The organism is Georgenia halophila (assembly GCF_039541595.1).
The window spans coordinates 329,246-344,382 of sequence record NZ_BAABGN010000004.1; the positions used below are offsets into that span (position 1 = coordinate 329,246).

13 protein-coding genes are annotated in these 15,137 nt (G+C 72.4%); 3 read left to right on the plus strand and 10 right to left on the minus strand.

Translation table 11 applies throughout. From position 1 onward, the window contains the following. Positions 1-7 precede the first annotated feature (7 nt). The gene (locus ABD907_RS06820) at positions 8-1,600 is read right to left on the minus strand and encodes a cell division protein PerM (protein ID WP_345214995.1); all 1,593 of its coding nucleotides are present in this window, start codon (positions 1,598-1,600) and stop codon (positions 8-10) included. A 28-nt stretch (positions 1,601-1,628) separates the two neighbouring features. On the opposite strand from ABD907_RS06820, the gene ABD907_RS06825 reads away from it, so the two are divergent. Both ABD907_RS06825 and ABD907_RS06830 read left to right on the plus strand, forming a co-directional pair. Continuing rightward, on the plus strand, positions 1,629-1,841 hold the full coding sequence (locus ABD907_RS06825) for a helix-turn-helix domain-containing protein (RefSeq protein ID WP_345214996.1): 213 nt from the start codon (positions 1,629-1,631) through the stop codon (positions 1,839-1,841). 83 nt (positions 1,842-1,924) lie between these two features. Then, the gene (locus tag ABD907_RS06830) at positions 1,925-2,473 is read left to right on the plus strand and encodes a Clp protease N-terminal domain-containing protein (protein ID WP_345214997.1); all 549 of its coding nucleotides are present in this window, start codon (positions 1,925-1,927) and stop codon (positions 2,471-2,473) included. A 168-nt stretch (positions 2,474-2,641) separates the two neighbouring features. On the opposite strand, the gene sucD is transcribed toward ABD907_RS06830, so the two are convergent. The 9 genes from sucD to ABD907_RS06875 all read right to left on the minus strand — a co-directional run bounded on the left by sucD (position 2,642) and on the right by ABD907_RS06875 (position 13,402). Continuing rightward, a complete protein-coding gene (gene sucD / locus ABD907_RS06835) occupies positions 2,642-3,559 on the minus strand; it encodes a succinate--CoA ligase subunit alpha (protein ID WP_345214998.1) in 918 nt (305 codons plus the stop codon). A 16-nt stretch (positions 3,560-3,575) separates the two neighbouring features. Further along, the gene (sucC, locus tag ABD907_RS06840) at positions 3,576-4,742 is read right to left on the minus strand and encodes an ADP-forming succinate--CoA ligase subunit beta (protein WP_345214999.1); all 1,167 of its coding nucleotides are present in this window, start codon (positions 4,740-4,742) and stop codon (positions 3,576-3,578) included. 137 nt (positions 4,743-4,879) lie between these two features. Beyond that, positions 4,880-6,736 (minus strand): acyltransferase family protein, encoded by a 1,857-nt coding sequence (locus ABD907_RS06845; protein WP_345215000.1) that lies wholly within the window; start codon positions 6,734-6,736, stop codon positions 4,880-4,882. 180 nt (positions 6,737-6,916) lie between these two features. Then, entirely contained in the window at positions 6,917-9,631 is a 2,715-nt protein-coding gene (locus tag ABD907_RS06850) for a UvrD-helicase domain-containing protein (RefSeq protein WP_345215001.1), read from the minus strand. A gap of 72 nt (positions 9,632-9,703) precedes the next feature. Further along, positions 9,704-10,585 carry a putative RNA methyltransferase gene (locus ABD907_RS06855; RefSeq protein ID WP_345215002.1) on the minus strand — a complete coding sequence of 294 codons (882 nt, stop codon included), beginning with the start codon at positions 10,583-10,585 and terminating at the stop codon, positions 9,704-9,706. Next, positions 10,582-11,064: a DUF456 domain-containing protein gene (locus ABD907_RS06860; RefSeq protein WP_345215003.1), complete on the minus strand. Its 483-nt coding sequence runs from the start codon at positions 11,062-11,064 to the stop codon at positions 10,582-10,584. Before ABD907_RS06860 ends, ABD907_RS06855 begins: the two co-directional genes overlap by 4 nt. Positions 11,065-11,067: 3 nt before the next feature. Next, the gene (locus tag ABD907_RS06865) at positions 11,068-11,409 is read right to left on the minus strand and encodes a hypothetical protein (RefSeq protein WP_345215004.1); all 342 of its coding nucleotides are present in this window, start codon (positions 11,407-11,409) and stop codon (positions 11,068-11,070) included. Between the two features lie 98 nt (positions 11,410-11,507). Further along, positions 11,508-12,188, minus strand: coding sequence for a LuxR C-terminal-related transcriptional regulator (locus ABD907_RS06870; RefSeq protein WP_345215005.1), 681 nt, complete (start codon positions 12,186-12,188; stop codon positions 11,508-11,510). Then, positions 12,185-13,402: an ATP-binding protein gene (locus ABD907_RS06875; protein ID WP_486334054.1), complete on the minus strand. Its 1,218-nt coding sequence runs from the start codon at positions 13,400-13,402 to the stop codon at positions 12,185-12,187. The genes ABD907_RS06870 and ABD907_RS06875 overlap by 4 nt, the downstream gene beginning before the upstream one ends. 129 nt (positions 13,403-13,531) lie before the next feature. Between ABD907_RS06875 and ABD907_RS06880 the strand changes: the two genes are divergently transcribed. After that, a partial coding sequence (locus tag ABD907_RS06880; protein WP_345215507.1) for a PspC domain-containing protein occupies positions 13,532-15,137 on the plus strand: 1,606 nt, incomplete at its 3' end.

Sequence of the window (15,137 nt, forward strand, 5' to 3'; positions counted from 1 at the left end):
CCCTGCCTCAGGGACCGGCGTCGCGGGACCACGCGGACAGCGATGGTCCGCTCCAGCCCTCCCCGACTCGTGGCTCCTGCGCCGGCCCGGACAGTGCCTCTTCCGCCGGCGATGCCTCCTCCGGCGTCCCGGCGCTGCGGTCCGGGGCGGCGCCGTCCTCCTGCCGTTCTTCGCCGTCGCGGTCGGTGTCCTCGCGGTCGGCCTCCTCGCGGTGGGCGTCGTGGGCTTGCCCGGTGGCGGTCGCCACGTCCGCCGCAGCAGCGACCGGCCCGACGCTTCTGCGCCGGGAGAGCCGTTCGGAGGCCCCGGAGACCCGTTCCCGGGCACGGCGGGCGCCGAGGCCGACCAGCTCCGCCGTGCGCGGGTGCAGGACGACCACGGTCAGCAGTAGTGCCGCCCCGACCTCGGCAAGCAGCATGCCGGCCACAGCGGGCGGCTCGGCGCCGATCTCGGCCATGCGTCCCGGGCCGATTCCGCCGGACGCCGCGTACGTGAGGACCGCAGCGGCGAGGGCCACGACGACGGCGGCCAAGATCGCGGTGCCGACGGACTCCGCCAGGGCTCGTCCGGAGGCGCGCCGGTGCAGCAAGACTCCGACGATCACACCGACCGCGACGGGCACGACCACCACCCACGTCGGCCCCGGTGCCTCCGGCGAAGGCAGGCCACCGAGCAGCGGGATTGCGGGCAGGGGTGCCGGCACGGCCTCCCCGGCGGCGAAGTGTGTCCCGGCGCCGAAGGCGAACCCGGGGCCGGCGCTCCACGCCAGTGCCCACACGGCCACAGTGGGCAGGTAGAGCAGCTGGGCCGCCGTCATGACGACCAGACCGACCGGGGCGAGCATGTAGGCGTCCTGGACCATCCGGACGCGGTCCCAGCCGGTGACCAGGGCCACGACCACCAGAGCGAGGGACACCAGCGCCAGGGCCAGCAGGATCCAGCCCGCGCCGCGGAGGCCGTCACGGACCCACGCGGGAACGCCGGCCGACCATGCCGGGGCCGGCGCGCCCGAGCGGCGCGCCGCGAGCACCGTGCCGAGCGTCGACACCACCGCACCACCGAGCAGGGCACCGAGACGTCCACCCGGCGCGGCCAAGGTCGCCACCAGCACCGACAGGACGAACCCGACGACGGCGAAGGAGGCGGCCCCGTAGCCGGCGATCCGTAGCCGCCGGACGGCGGCGTAGACGACACCGACGCTCAGCAGCGTCATCCCGAGCGGCACCACGGACACCGTGCCCTCGCCGACCGTCATGTCGCCGCCGTGCGCCAGGAGCCACAGCGCGGTGCCGGTGCCCGCGGCGCTCTGCCAGGAGGCGTCGCCCAGCGCCGGAGCCGCTGCCGTTGCGATGTAGGCGGCCACGGCGGGCACGGCGACAGCGAGCCAGCTCAGCACCGCCGCCTCGACTCCGCTGACCAGCCCGCGCAGCCAGCCCTCCGGCAGCCGACCGGACCCGCCGGGTCTCGGGGCGCCGGCCGCCCGGGACGGGCGCGTCTGCGTGGTGGTGGCCATCGCCCCATCGTCGCCCCGCCGCCGCGCCAGCCCCGCCTGCCCGTGCGGCGTGTCGGGGGCGAGCTGGACGTCAACATGCGTTGACACGGCCGCAGCGTCAACCTACATTGACACCATGACGCTGACCGACACGGCTGATGCCGCCCAGAGCCCGGACCCGACCACCGGCCTCCGTGCCGTCCGCGCGCTTCGTGAGCTCGCAGAGCGGCTGGAGGTTCTCCAGGTCGAGCGTGCCCGGCAGCTCGGCTGGTCCTGGCAGGAGATCGCCGCCGAGCTGGGTGTGAGCCGGCAGGCGGTGCACAAGAAGCACGGGCGCCGACGCGCCTGACCGGCCTGACCGGCCTGACCGGCCTGACCGGCCTGACCGGCCTGACCGGCCGACCAGACCTCACTTAGATGGAGGACCAAGACATGTTCGAACGCTTCACCAAGGACGCCCGCGCCGCCGTCGTGCTGGCCCAGGAGATCGCCCGCGAGGCGAGCTCCGCGAGCATCGGGCCGGAGCACGTCGCGCTCGGCGTGCTCGACGTGGACGGCAGCGGCGCTCGTGCGCTGCGCGACGCCGGGATCGACCCGGCCTCGGTGGCCGACCGGCTCCGGGACATGGTCCGGGAAAGCGGTCTCGACGCCGACGCGCTGGCGTCGCTCGGCATCGACCTGGAGCGGGTCAGCCGGAGCGCAGACACGCTCTTCGGCACCGGTGCGCTGGAGCGGGCGGGCCGGGCCCTGCGCGGGAAGGGTCGGCGCGGCAGCCACATCCCGTTCACCGCGGACGCGAAGAAGGCGCTCGAGCTGTCCCTCCGGGAGGCGCTACGGCTGCAGGACAATGAGATCAACGACCGGCACGTGCTGCTGGGCGTTCTGCGTGGCGGTGGGCCGGCGGCTGAGGCACTGACAGGCACCGGCACGCAGGTCGCGACCGTGCGCACCGCCCTCGAGACGCGCCCCGAAGCGGCCTGAGCCCCCGGCGACGCCGCCCGCAGGTCACGCTCCGAACGAGAGTGTCGATCTCGTCGTCATAGCAGCAAGATCAACACTCTGGTCCCCGGCCGAGCCGCGACGGCGGGCGCACCCGGCGGGAGCGACCGCCGTCGTCGGGCTGGAGTGGCTGGAGCGGCCCCCGGGTGCTCAGGCGAGCAGCGAGCGAGCCAGGCGCGCGGTCTCGGACGGCGTCTTGCCGACCTTGACGCCGGCCGCCTCGAGGGCGACCTTCTTCGCCTCGGCCGTGCCCGAGGAGCCGGAGACGATGGCGCCGGCGTGGCCCATCGTCTTGCCCTCGGGTGCGGTGAAGCCGGCCACGTAGCCGACGACCGGCTTGGTGACGTTGTCCTTGATGTACTCGGCGGCTCGCTCCTCGGCGTCGCCGCCGATCTCACCGATCATGACGATGACATCGGTGTCCGGGTCCTCCTCGAAGGCCTTCAGCGCGTCGATGTGGGTGGTGCCGATGACCGGATCGCCGCCGATGCCGAGGCACGTGCTGAAGCCGACGTCCGACAGCTCGTACATCATCTGGTAGGTCAGCGTGCCGGACTTGGAGACCAGGCCGAGGCGCCCGGAGTCGGTGATGTTCGCCGGGGTGATGCCCACGTTCGACTCGCCCGGCGTGATGATGCCCGGGCAGTTCGGCCCGATGAGGCGCACGCCCTTCGACTCGGCGTAGGTGAAGAACTCCGCGGTGTCGGCCACCGGGATGCCCTCGGTGATGATGACGATGAGCGGGATGCCGGCGTCGACGGCCTCGACCACCGCGGCCTTCGTGAAGGCCGGCGGCACGAAGATGACCGAGACGTCCGCCCCGGTGGCCTCCCTGGACTCGGCGACAGACCCGAAGACGGGTACCGAGACGGTGCCGGCCTGCCGGTTCTCGGCGCCCGGGCCGAGCGGCTCGACGTCGAAGTCGACGGACGTGCCCGCCTTGCGGGGGTTCACGCCGCCGACGATCTGGGTGCCGGAATTGAGCATCCGCAACGTGTGGACCTGCCCCATGGAGCCGGTCATGCCCTGGACGATGACCTTGGAGGAGGAGTTGAGAAGGATCGACATGTGGTTGCTTCCGTCCTTACTTCGCAGCCGCGAGCTCGACAGCCTTGGCCGCGGCCTCGTCCATCGTGGGTACGACCGTGACGAGCGGGTGGTTGGCGTCGGCCAGGATCTTCCGCCCGGCCTCCACGTTGTTGCCGTCGAGGCGGACCACGAGCGGCTTCGAAGCGGTGTCGCCCAGGATCTCCAGGGCGCTCACGATGCCGCTGGCCACCTCGTCGCATGCGGTGATCCCGCCGAAGACGTTGACGAACACCGAGCGCACCTGCTCGTCACCGAGGATCACGTCGAGCCCGTTGGCCATGACGGTGGCGTTCGCGCCGCCGCCGATGTCGAGGAAGTTCGCCGGCTTCACGCCCTGCTGCTCGCCGGCGTAGGCGACGACGTCGAGAGTGGACATCACCAGCCCCGCCCCGTTGCCGATGATGCCGACCTCGCCGTCGAGCTTGACGTAGTTGAGGTCGAGCTCCTTGGCCTTGGCCTCGAGCGGGTCGGTCGCCGCCTGGTCCACGAGCTCGGCGTGGTCGGGGTGCCGGAACGCGGCGTTCTCGTCGAGGGTCACCTTCCCGTCGAGAGCGATGATGGCACCGGCCTCGGTGCGTACCAGGGGGTTGACCTCGACGAGCGTGGCGTCCTCCTCGTCGTAGGCCGTCCAGAGCTGCTCGATGACGGCGGCGACCTCGTCGGCGATCTCCGGCGCGAACCCGGCTGCGGAGACGATCTCGGCGGCCTTCGCCTTGTCGACGCCGGCGATCGGGTCGACTGCGACGCGCGCCAGCGCCTCCGGACGCTCGACCGCGAGCTGCTCGATCTCCACACCACCCTCGACCGAGGCCAGTGCCAGGTAGCGGCGCTCGGCGCGGTCCAGCAGGAGCGAGAAGTAGTACTCCTCCGCGATCGAGGCGCCCTCGGCGATCATCACCCGGTGCACGGTGTGTCCCTTGATGTCCATGCCGAGGATCTCCGCCGCGTGCGCCTCGGCCTCCTCGGGGTTGTGAGCGAGCTTCACGCCGCCCGCCTTGCCGCGGCCACCGGTCTTCACCTGCGCCTTGACGACGACGGTCCCGCCGCCCAGCTCCTGGGCCGCAGCCTTCGCCTCGGCTTGCGTCGTCGCGACGATGCCCCGCAGCACGGGTACTCCATGCTTCTCGAACACGTCACGAGCCTGGTACTCGTAGAGGTCCACGCCTCTGGTCCTTCCGTTGGCTTCAGTCGTGATGTTTCGACATCGAGACATCCGCCGAAAAGCCTACAGCGCTGCGCCCGAGCGCCACTCCTCGGCCAGGCACTGAGACATCTCGGCCAGCTGTTGGGACGGCGGACTCAGGCGCTCCCGTCCTCCGTGTCGGCCGGCTCCTCGACCGGGATCCCGGTCAGGCGTTCGGAGAGGGACCGGAAAGCGTCTTTGACCACGTTGGCGTAGAGGTGTGCGCCCTCGATGTCGGGATGGATCTGATCGGCCTGGAGGAGCGTCGTGTGCTCGGCCGCGGCGGTGTTCCAGTCGCCGATGATCGCGTTCGGGTAGTCGGCCACGATGTCGGCGAGCGCGGCGTTCGACCCGGGCACCCAGTGGCTGCTGCCGTAGATGTTCAGCACCACGATCATGCGGCCCGCACCGAGATCGTCGAGGACCCCGCGCACCAGGTCCGGATCGTCCACGCCGGCGTTCGTGCCGAAGTGGAGCACCACCGCCCGCCGCACGGTGCCCTGGTCCAGGGCGTCCTGGACCACGGCCGGCGCATCGACCCACTTCCGGTTCGATCTCGCGTCGAGCAGGATGCCCGGGAGGTGGTGCTCGAGGCCGTCGGCGCTCGTCACGACCAGGGAGTCGCCGAAGGCGGTGATCTCCTCCCCGGTGGGCATGGAGGCGTCCAGCTCGGGATCGGCCTCGGTGACCACGTCCGCCGTCGCTGCGTCCGCCGCGAGGCGCGCCTCGGTCGCCTCGATCTGTGCCTGGGTACTCGTGCGGTCGGGTGCGGCGGCGATCGCGACGCCGGCGAGGATCACGAGCATCGCCGTCGTCCCCGCGGTGGCGCGTGCAGCCACCCGCCGGGCCGGCACGGCGGTGACCAGCGACCGCCGGAACCGGCGGATGGCTTCGCTGAAGCCCAGGTTGCGCACCGGCGTCTCCAGCCACCGGTAGGAGGCGGCGGAGAGGGCGAGCGTGAGCAGCAGCGCGACGCACAGGATCGCCCAGCGCTCGGCAGAGTCGTGAGCCGTGGGGACCAGCAGGGTGAGGATCACGATGACGGGCCAGTGCCACAGGTAGATCCCGTACGAGCGTTGCCCCACCCATTCCACGGCCGGTGCCCGCATGACGCGCTGGAACAGCGTCGGCCTGCCCAGCAGCGCGGCGATGAGGACCGCGCTGAGCAGCGCGGCGAGCAGGATGCCGCCACGGAAGGTGAACGCCGTCGACTCGCGCAGCGTCAGCATCAGGACGGCAAGCCCGCCCAACGCGCCGAGGGCCGCGCGCTGCTGCCAGTGTCGCCAGGCGTCGCTCGACAGAAAGCCTTCGGGCTGCGACCACCAGAAGGCCAGCGCGACGCCGACGAGCAACGAGAACGCGTGGGTGTCGGTGCCGTAGTAGACGCGGGTGGCGTCCTCGCCGGGTGTGAGCTGCAGCGCCATGAGGGCGGCGGAGAGCCCGGCGGCCACCAGCGCGATCCGGACCCGGGTGCGCGCAGCGGCGGTGGCCGACATGATGACGACCAGCAGGAGCGGCCAGAGCAGGTAGAACTGCTCCTCGACCGCGAGCGACCAGAAGTGCGCGAAGACCTGTGGTGCGGTGGTGTCGAAGTAGCTGGATCCGGCCGAGATCTCCAGCCAGTTCGTGGAGAAGGTCAGCGCACCGACGCTCTGCCGCGCGATCCCGACGAGCAGGTCGGAGCTGACCGCCCACGCCGCGGGCACGCAGACGAGCACGACGGCGAGGAGGGCGGGCAGCAGCCGCCGCGCCCGGCGCAGCCAGAACCCGGCGAGGTTGATCCGCCCACCGGCCATCTCACGCAGCAGGAGTGTGGTGATGAGGAAGCCGGAGACGACGAAGAACACGTCGACGCCGAGGAAACCCCCCGGCAGCGACTCCGGGCGCAGGTGAAACACGAGGACCGCGACGACGGCGATCGCGCGCAGTCCGTCCAGCCCTTCGATGCGTCCGCCGCGGGCCTTGGGCGACATCTGTGCACCAAGCCCGGAGGGCCGCACCGCGGCGCCGTGGGATGACGAGGCAGCGCCATGGCCAGCGCGTTCTTGCACCTGCGTCATGTTGCGCCTCCGGCCCGACGGCTTGTCGCTCCGAGGCTAGGCAGGAGCACCGACGCTTCCGTGGAGGCGCGCGGACGGGCGCGCCCGCAAGGGCTACAGCTTCGTGACCGGCGAGTACCGCAGCAGCAGCCGCTTGAGGTGGCCGCTGCCGAAATCGATCTTGGCGACGGCGGAGGAACCGGACCCCTCGAGCGCGACCACCGTGCCCAGTCCGTAGCTGTCGTGGGTGACCTTGTCCCCGACGTCCAGGCCGAGTCCTTCCGGGTGCTTGGTTGCGGCCTTCGCCGCCGCGCCCGACGTCGTGGCCGAGCTCGTCGACGCCGTCGACGCGGCGGGGCCCGTCGGACCCGTCGAACCCGCAGCGGTCGTACCGACGCCCAGCTTGCCCGTCCGGACCGGCCCGCTGCGGCCCCCCACGAGGTTCCCGCCGCGGTCGGGAGGGCCGGAGCCGAAGCCGCCTCCGTACCCGGACCTGGGCCGGCGCAGCGTTTCCATGGAGGACTCCGCCCGGCGCCACTCCACCAGCTCCGAGGGAATGTCGTCGAGGAAGCGCGAGGCCGGCAGCTCGTGCGGCATCCCGAACGCGGTGCGCACGGCCGCGCGCGAGATGTAGAGCCGTTCCCGTGCCCGGGTGAGTGCCACGTACGCCAGACGACGCTCCTCGGAGAGCTCGTTCTCCTCGGTCAGCGAGCGCTGGTGCGGGAACGTGCCGTCCTCCATGCCGGTGACGAACACGACCGGGAACTCCAAGCCCTTGGCCGTGTGCACGGTCATGAGGGTCACTTGGCCGGCGTCGTCGGCGTCGTCGGGCAGCTGGTCGGTGTCGGCCACCAGCGAGACCCGTTCGAGAAAGTCGCCGAGGCCGCCCTCGGGCTCGGTCTCACGGAACTCGTCGGCCACGGCGTGCAGCTCCGCGAGATTCTCCACCCTGGTCGCGTCCTGCGGGTCCTCGCTGGTGCGCAGCTCGGCGAGGTACCCCGACTTGTCGAGGGCGGTGTCGAGGATCTCGGCCGGGGCGGCTCCCGAGGCCTCCATGTCCCGCAGCTCGGTGAGCAGCTCGTGGAAAGCCTTGACCTGGGCGCGTGCGCGCGTGGCGAGGCCGATGACCTCCGGAGTGGTGTCCCGCTCCTCCCCTTCGGCAGAGGCGTCGGCGAGCGCCTGGCCGAACGAGACGCGGTGCTTCTCCGCGTGGGTCGCCAGGACGGACTCGGCCCGGTCTCCCAGGCCCCGCTTGGGCACGTTGAGGATCCGGCGGACGTTGACGGCGTCGTCGGGATTGGCGACGGCCCGCAGGTAGGCGACCGCGTCCTTGATCTCCTTGCGCTCGTAGAAGCGGGTGCCGCCGACCACCTTGTACGGCAGGCCCGCGCGCACGAGGACTTCCTCCATCGCCCGGGACTGGGCGTTGGTGCGGTAGAAGATCGCGACGTCGCCGGGCCGGGTTCCGCGCTCGTCGCCGAGCCGGTCGATCTCCTCGGCGATGAACCGGGCCTCCTGGTGCTCGGAGTCGGCGACGTAACCGACGATGAGCGGCCCCTCGCCGGCGTCGGTCCAGAGGTTCTTGGCCTTGCGGCCGGCGTTGCGGGAGATGACGGCGTTCGCCGCGGAGAGGATCGTCTGCGTGGAGCGGTAGTTCTGCTCCAGCAGGATCGTCCTTGCCTGGGGGTAGTCGTCCTCGAACTCCAGGATGTTGCGGATGGTCGCGCCGCGGAAGGCGTAGATCGACTGGTCGGCGTCTCCGACCACGGTGAGCTCGGCGGGCGCGAGGCCCTCGTCGTCGGCCGAGTCCGCCTGCCCGCCACCGCTCGTCCCTCGCTCGCGCTCGTCGACACCGGCCAGCTCGCGCACGAGCGCGTACTGCGCGTGGTTGGTGTCCTGGTACTCGTCCACGAGCACGTGGCGGAACCGGCGCCGGTAGTGCTCGGCCACGGCGGGGAACGCCTGGAGCAGGTGCACCGTGGACATGATGAGGTCGTCGAAGTCGAGGGCGTGCGCCTGGCGCAGCCGATCCTGGTAGAGGCGGTACGCCTCGGCCAGGTGCGAGTCGAAGTTGTTCGTCCCGCCGGCCTGGTTCGCGAAGTCGTCGGGGTCGATGAGCTCGTTCTTCAGGTCCGAGACCTTCCGCGAGAACATCCTCGGCGGATACCGCTTGGGGTCGAGGTCCAGCTGGCGGCACACCAGGGTCATCAGGCGCTGGGAGTCGGCCGCGTCGTAGATGGAGAAGCTGGAACGCAGGCCGAGCGTCTCGTGCTCGCGCCGCAGGATCCGCACGCACGCGGAGTGGAAGGTGGAGACCCACATGCGCCGGGCCGAGGGCCCGACGAGGTCGCTCACCCGCTCGCGCATCTCGGCGGCCGCCTTGTTGGTGAAGGTGATCGCGAGGATCTCCCCCGGGCGTGCCCGACCGGTGGCGAGCAGGTGCGCGATGCGGTGGGTCAGCACCCGGGTCTTGCCCGAGCCGGCGCCGGCCACGATGAGCAGCGGGCCGCCACTGTGGACGACGGCGGCACGCTGGTTCGGGTTGAGCCCCTCGACCAGGGCGTCGGGATCGATGCCGTACGAGCCGGCGGGCCGGTCGTCCGCGTCCGGTCCGGCACCGCCCGGGCTCCTGTCCCCGTCACCGCCGGAACCGCTGGCCGCCCGGCGGCGGGCCCGCTCCACCGGGTCGTCGCCCTCGCGGCCGGCCGTGCCCTGACCGTCGTGGGGCTGCGTCGCGCCGTCGTCCTCACGCGGCGGGACGGCGGCGGGCAGGCGCTGCTGCGTGCCGGAGGAGCCGGGCAGGGGGAGATCGTCGAACAGGGAGAGCATCGTGCTCTCCATGCTATGTGGCGGCACCCACCTGGGGCGGACCGTGTGGACGGCCGCCGGGTGAGGCTCGACTCAGTCGCCGACCGGCGCGCGGAAGCTGCGCACCGTCACCGAGACGGTGACGTCCACCGGGTCGGGCAGGTCAGCGACGGCCTCCTGGAGAGTCTCCGCGGCGACGTGGTGGCTGCTCGGTCCCATGGCGACCTCGTCGAGCACGTCGTGACGGCTCATCGGCACCCGGTACTCGATCTCGCGGGAGCTCTCCGGCGCCAGCTCCGCCAGCTGGGCGGCGAGCCGGCTCTCCTTCTCCGGGCCCACGCGCACCAGGCCGAGCGGCTCGACGAGCTCGTGCAGGTGCCGCGGCGTCGGGGTCGCGACGACGAACCGGCCGCCCGGCGCGAGGACCCGCCGGATCTCGGGCACGTTGCGGGGCCCGAAAACGGACAGGACGACGTCCGCGGCGTCGTCGAGGAGTGGGAGCGCCTGCCACACGTCGGCTCCCACGGCCGCGACGCGCTCGTGCGCTCGGGCGGCTCGCTTGAGGGCCGGCGTCGAGGCGTCGAGCACCAGCCCGGTCAGGTGGGGCCGGTCCGCGACGACGGCGGCCAGGTAGTATCCGGTGCCGCCGGCTAGGTCGACGCACAGTCCCGACCGGTCGCCGACGGCCTCGGCGACGGCGTGCGCGAGCCGCCCGTAGTGCCGGCGGGCGAGGAACGCCTCGCGAGCGGCGACCATGGCGGCGTCGTCGCCGGCGAAGGCACGGCGTCCGCCCAGCAGGGTGACGTGACCCTGCCGCGCGACGTCGAAGGCGTGCCCGGCCGCGCACCGGACCGTTCCGTCGTCGAGCGTCAGCGGTGCACGGCAGACCGGGCAGGCGAGGTGGTCGACGACCCGAGACAGCGCCCCCGCCCTGCCGGGCCCGCCGGGGCCTGGGGCGCCGCCGTCGTCGTTCACGTGAGGAGGAGTCCGATGACCCATGCTCCGGTGGCCAGCATGGCGCCGCTCAGCTCGATGAGGATGGTCCAGCCAGTGGCGCGCAGCGCCTGGACGGTTGCCTGCCGCGCCTCGCGCTGGACCCTCAGCCGGTAGAGCTCGGCTAGGTAGACGCCTAGGATGAAGCCGAGCGGGAGCCCGATCACGGGGACGACGAAGAAGCCGACGACGCCGAGGACGCCGCCGAAGAGCAGCGTGCGGTTCGGTACGCCGGCGGCCTTGAGGTACTTCCCGGCGTAGAGGTACTTCCCGATCCCGGCGACGGTCACCGCGACCAGGGCCACGGCCACGACGACCCAGCCGACCACGCCGCCGGTCGCCACGCCCCACGTCCCGACGGCGGCGAGGACGATGAGGCTGCCCGGGTAGACCTGGACCACCGCGCCGACGAGGCCGACGGCGATGACCAGTGCGACGAGGAGCTCAGCGAGCGGGGACATCGGTCAGCCCCAGAGCACGGCGACGCAGATGTTGACGATCACCAGGCCGGCGAGCGTGACGAGGTAGCCGCGGGTGACCTTCTCCTCGTTGCTCGCGCCGTAGATGCTCATGCCGAGGACGCCGAGGCCCACGATCAGCTTGACCCCGACCCAGGCGTAGCTGAGCTCCCAGCCGCTCATCTCGGCCGCGCCGACCATGAGGATGCCGACGATGACGGCGGTCCAGGCACCGTGGGTGACACCCTTCGCGAGCCGTGGCTGGCGCAGGCTGGTGAGGGCGGCTCCGAGCACGATGGCCCAGCCGATCATGTGGAAGACGAGGAGGATGCCCATGACGATGTCCATGGGGTCACTCTAGGAGCGGCCGCCGCCGCGCTGCCGAATGGTCCGTCCCGCCGAGTGCCGCCCGGTGTCCGGCCCTGCCGCTGCGGGCGCCGCCGTGCTCAGAGCAGGCGACGGTCGGCCGCCCACCGGGTCAGCTCGTGCCGGGAGGACAGCTGCAGCTTGCGCAGCACCGCGGAGACGTGGGTCTCGACCGTCTTGATCGAGATGAACAGCTCGGCGGCGACCTCCTTGTACGTGTAGCCGCGAGCGATGAGCCGCATGACCTCCCGCTCGCGGGCCGTGAGCCGGTCGAGCTCGTCGTCGTGCACGGCCAGGTCGCCGGCCGCCGTGCCGAACGCGTCGAGCACGAAGCCTGCCAGCCGCGGGGAGAACGCGGCGTCGCCCGCGGCGATGCGGCGGACGGCGTCGGCAAGGTCGGGGGCGCTGATCGCCTTGGTCACGTAGCCACGGGCACCCGCGCGGATGACCGCGACGACGTCCTCGCTGGCGTCGGAGACGGACAGGGCGAGGAACCGCGTGGTGGTCAGCAGGGGCGCGCAGGCAGCCACCACCTCTGCGCCCCCTCCCCCGCGACCACCGGGCAGGTGGACGTCCAGGAGGACGACGTCGGGGCGCAGCGCGTTCACCGCGGCGACGGCGCCCTCGACGTCCTCGGCCTCCCCGACCACCTCTAGGTCGGTGGCGTGCCGGGTCAGCTCCGCCCGCACGCCGCTGCGCACGAGCGCGTGGTCGTCGACGATGAGGACACGGATCTTGTCCTGCTCAGGTTGCTCGCTCACTGCTGCCCCTTCGTTGGCATGACGAGGTGGATCTCGGTGCCGCCGACACCGGACCGTACGTCGGCCGTGCCGCCGTGCCGCTCCATGCGCCCCACGATCGAGCGTCGCACGCCGTGGCGGTCGTCGGGGACCGTGGCCAGGTCGAATCCGTCGCCGCGGTCGCGGACGAAGACCTCGCTCTTCTCCGCCGCGACCTCGACGTACAGGCTGACCGGTGGGCGCCCGTGTGCCACGGCATTCGTCAACGCCTCCCGGACGGCGGCGGTCAGGACCTCGGTACCGGCGTCGGGGACGGCGTCGCCCGCAGTGACGACGTCGATCGGCACACCGCGGACGTCCTCGACCTCGCCGGCGACCTGACGGATCTCGTCGGCGACGGACGTGCCCGGCGCCGGCCGGTCGGTGTACAGCCACTCGCGCAGCTCGCGTTCCTGGGCGCGGGCCAGGCGCGAGACATCGGGATCCTGCGCGCGAGCCCGGATGAGTGCGAGCGTCTGGAGCACGGAGTCGTGGAGGTGGGCGGCGATGTCCGCACGCTCGGACTCGCGAGCGCGCGCCTCGCGTTCCGAACCGAGCTCACGCACGAGCCGCAGCAGCAGCGGCGCGAGGACGACGGCGACGCCCGCAACCACAGCCAGCCCGGCCAGGGTGGCCTCGACCATCTCGGGCAGCGACCGCCCGGGCGCCACCACCAGCAGCGCGCCGATCACGGCGAGCACGACGCCGGCGCCGACCCGCACGACCAGCGTTCCCCGAGAGGTCTCCCCACGGCTCGCCGCCGCGAGCTGACCCCACGCGATGGCCGCACCGGCCGCGACGAGCAGTGCGGGCAGCAGCCATGTGCCGAATCCGGTCACCTGCCAGAAGAGCAGCTGGACGGCGACGAGCAGCAGCACGGCCGCGATGATCACGTCCCGGGTGACCGAACCCGTCCGTGCGTCTCGGAGACGCGGCGCGAGCCGGCCGAGGGCCGCCGGACGGCCGGCCTCGGTGGGCTCGCCGACGGGAACCGTGAGCCACAGCCACACGTACAGCAGCGCGCCGGCGCCCAGGAAGAAGATGCTGACGACTGCGCCGAGGCGGACCCAGAGCACCGGGAAGCGAAGGTGGGCAGCGAGCCCCGCGCACACGCCCGCCAGGCGCCGCCCCCGGCGGGGACGGCGCAACGGTAGGCGGCCCGAGACGGGCGCAGCAGAGGTGCTCACAAGCCCCATCGTCACACGCCGGGAGCCGTAAATCGGCGGCCTGAGGCGGATTCCAGGGTTTCCGCCGAGGCGAATCAGGGTCCGACCAGGGTGCTCCCCGATGGTGCGGCGGCGGCCCGGTGGAGTTGGCTTGTCATCATGAGCACCAGCAGTGGGCGCCAGGAGCGCCCCCACACAGCACCGGGTGGCCACGGCCCTCCGGCCGGTACACCGGGGCCGCCCCCGCAGGCCGACCCGTACCAGCAGACGCACGTCCGGGGCCCGGCTCCCGGCTTCTTCGACTCTCTGCGCCGGACCGGCATCTGGCGCACGCAGGAGCGGTGGATCGGTGGCGTCGCCGGCGGGTTCGCCCGCCGCCTCGACGTCGATCCGCTGCTGGTGCGCGGCGTCCTCGTCGTCATGACGTTCTTCGGCGGCCTCGGTCTGCTCCTCTACGGGCTGGGCTGGGCCCTGCTGCCCGAGGAGTCCGACGGCCGCATCCACACCCAGGAGGCACTGCGCGGCAACGTCGACGCCGCACTCGCCGGCGCCGCCGTCTTCGCTCTGATCGGCCTCGTGCGGCCGGCGTTCTGGTGGGACGAGAGCTACTGGTTCATCGGCGGGTTCCTGCCCACGCTCGTCCTCCTCGGGATCGTCGGACTCATCCTGGCTCTGATGCTGCGTCGTCGTGACTCCCGCCCGAACGTGCCCCCGGGCGCGCCAGATGCCGGGTCCCCTTCTTGGACCGGCGCCCCCGCTCCTGGGCCGACCGCCGGTTATGGACCTACCCCGGGCTACGGGCCGACCCCGCATATGGGGACACCGGGTGTCACGACGCCGCCTCCGCCGCCCGGCGCGAGCGTCTACCACGCCGCAGGTGCCGGTCCTGCCGCCGGACCGACCAGCTGGTCGCAGGCCGGGCGCGGTGACGCGTCCCCCACCGACACGACGTCGGAGGCACCGCCGGCAGCGTCCGGTGATACCGCCGCCGGAGGCACCCCGTACGACACCGCCGGTGGCGCGCCGTACGACACCGCCTACGGTCGCGCGACGTACGACGTCCCCGAGACGACGGCTACCGGAACCACGGTGCCAGGAACGACGGCGCCAGGAGCACCCTGGGATCCGGCGATGGAAGGTCGGTCGGCGCCCAGCGCGCCACCAACTCCCCCCAAGCCACGCACGCCCGGTCCGGGGCGCGGCACGGTCGGCGTCGTCCTCGGGCTCTGCCTGCTGCTCCTGGCAGGTCTGGTGATCTGGGACCGGCTCGTTCCCCAGCTCTTCTGGCCGGGATCCGACGACGGCTGGTTCGTGGCGCTCGCCGCCGGCGGCGCCATGCTGGTCGTGCTCGGCGTGGGCGTGGTGGTCTCGGCACTGCGTGGCCGCCGTGGCCGCGGGCTCTCGGCGCTCGGCGTGCTCCTTGCCCTGGTGGTCGTGCCCGGGATGATCACCGCCACCCTCGCGGACGACTGGTACGACGGTCCCGGCCGGACGGTCGCCGACGTCTCCTTCGCGCCGACCACTGCCGCTGCCGCCGAGGACGGCTTCTCCCTGATGGCGGGGGACATGGTGGTCGACCTGACCGGGCTCGACATGGACGGGCAGAACGAGGTCATGGTCCCGGTCGAGATGGCGGCAGGCATGGTGCGCGTGATCGTCCCGGACGGCGAGGCCGTCGAGGTCGAGGTCGAGATGGGAGCCGGCGACCTGACCGGCTTCACCGAAGGCAGCTGGCAAGGCCGTAGCAGCGGCGGGACCGGATCCC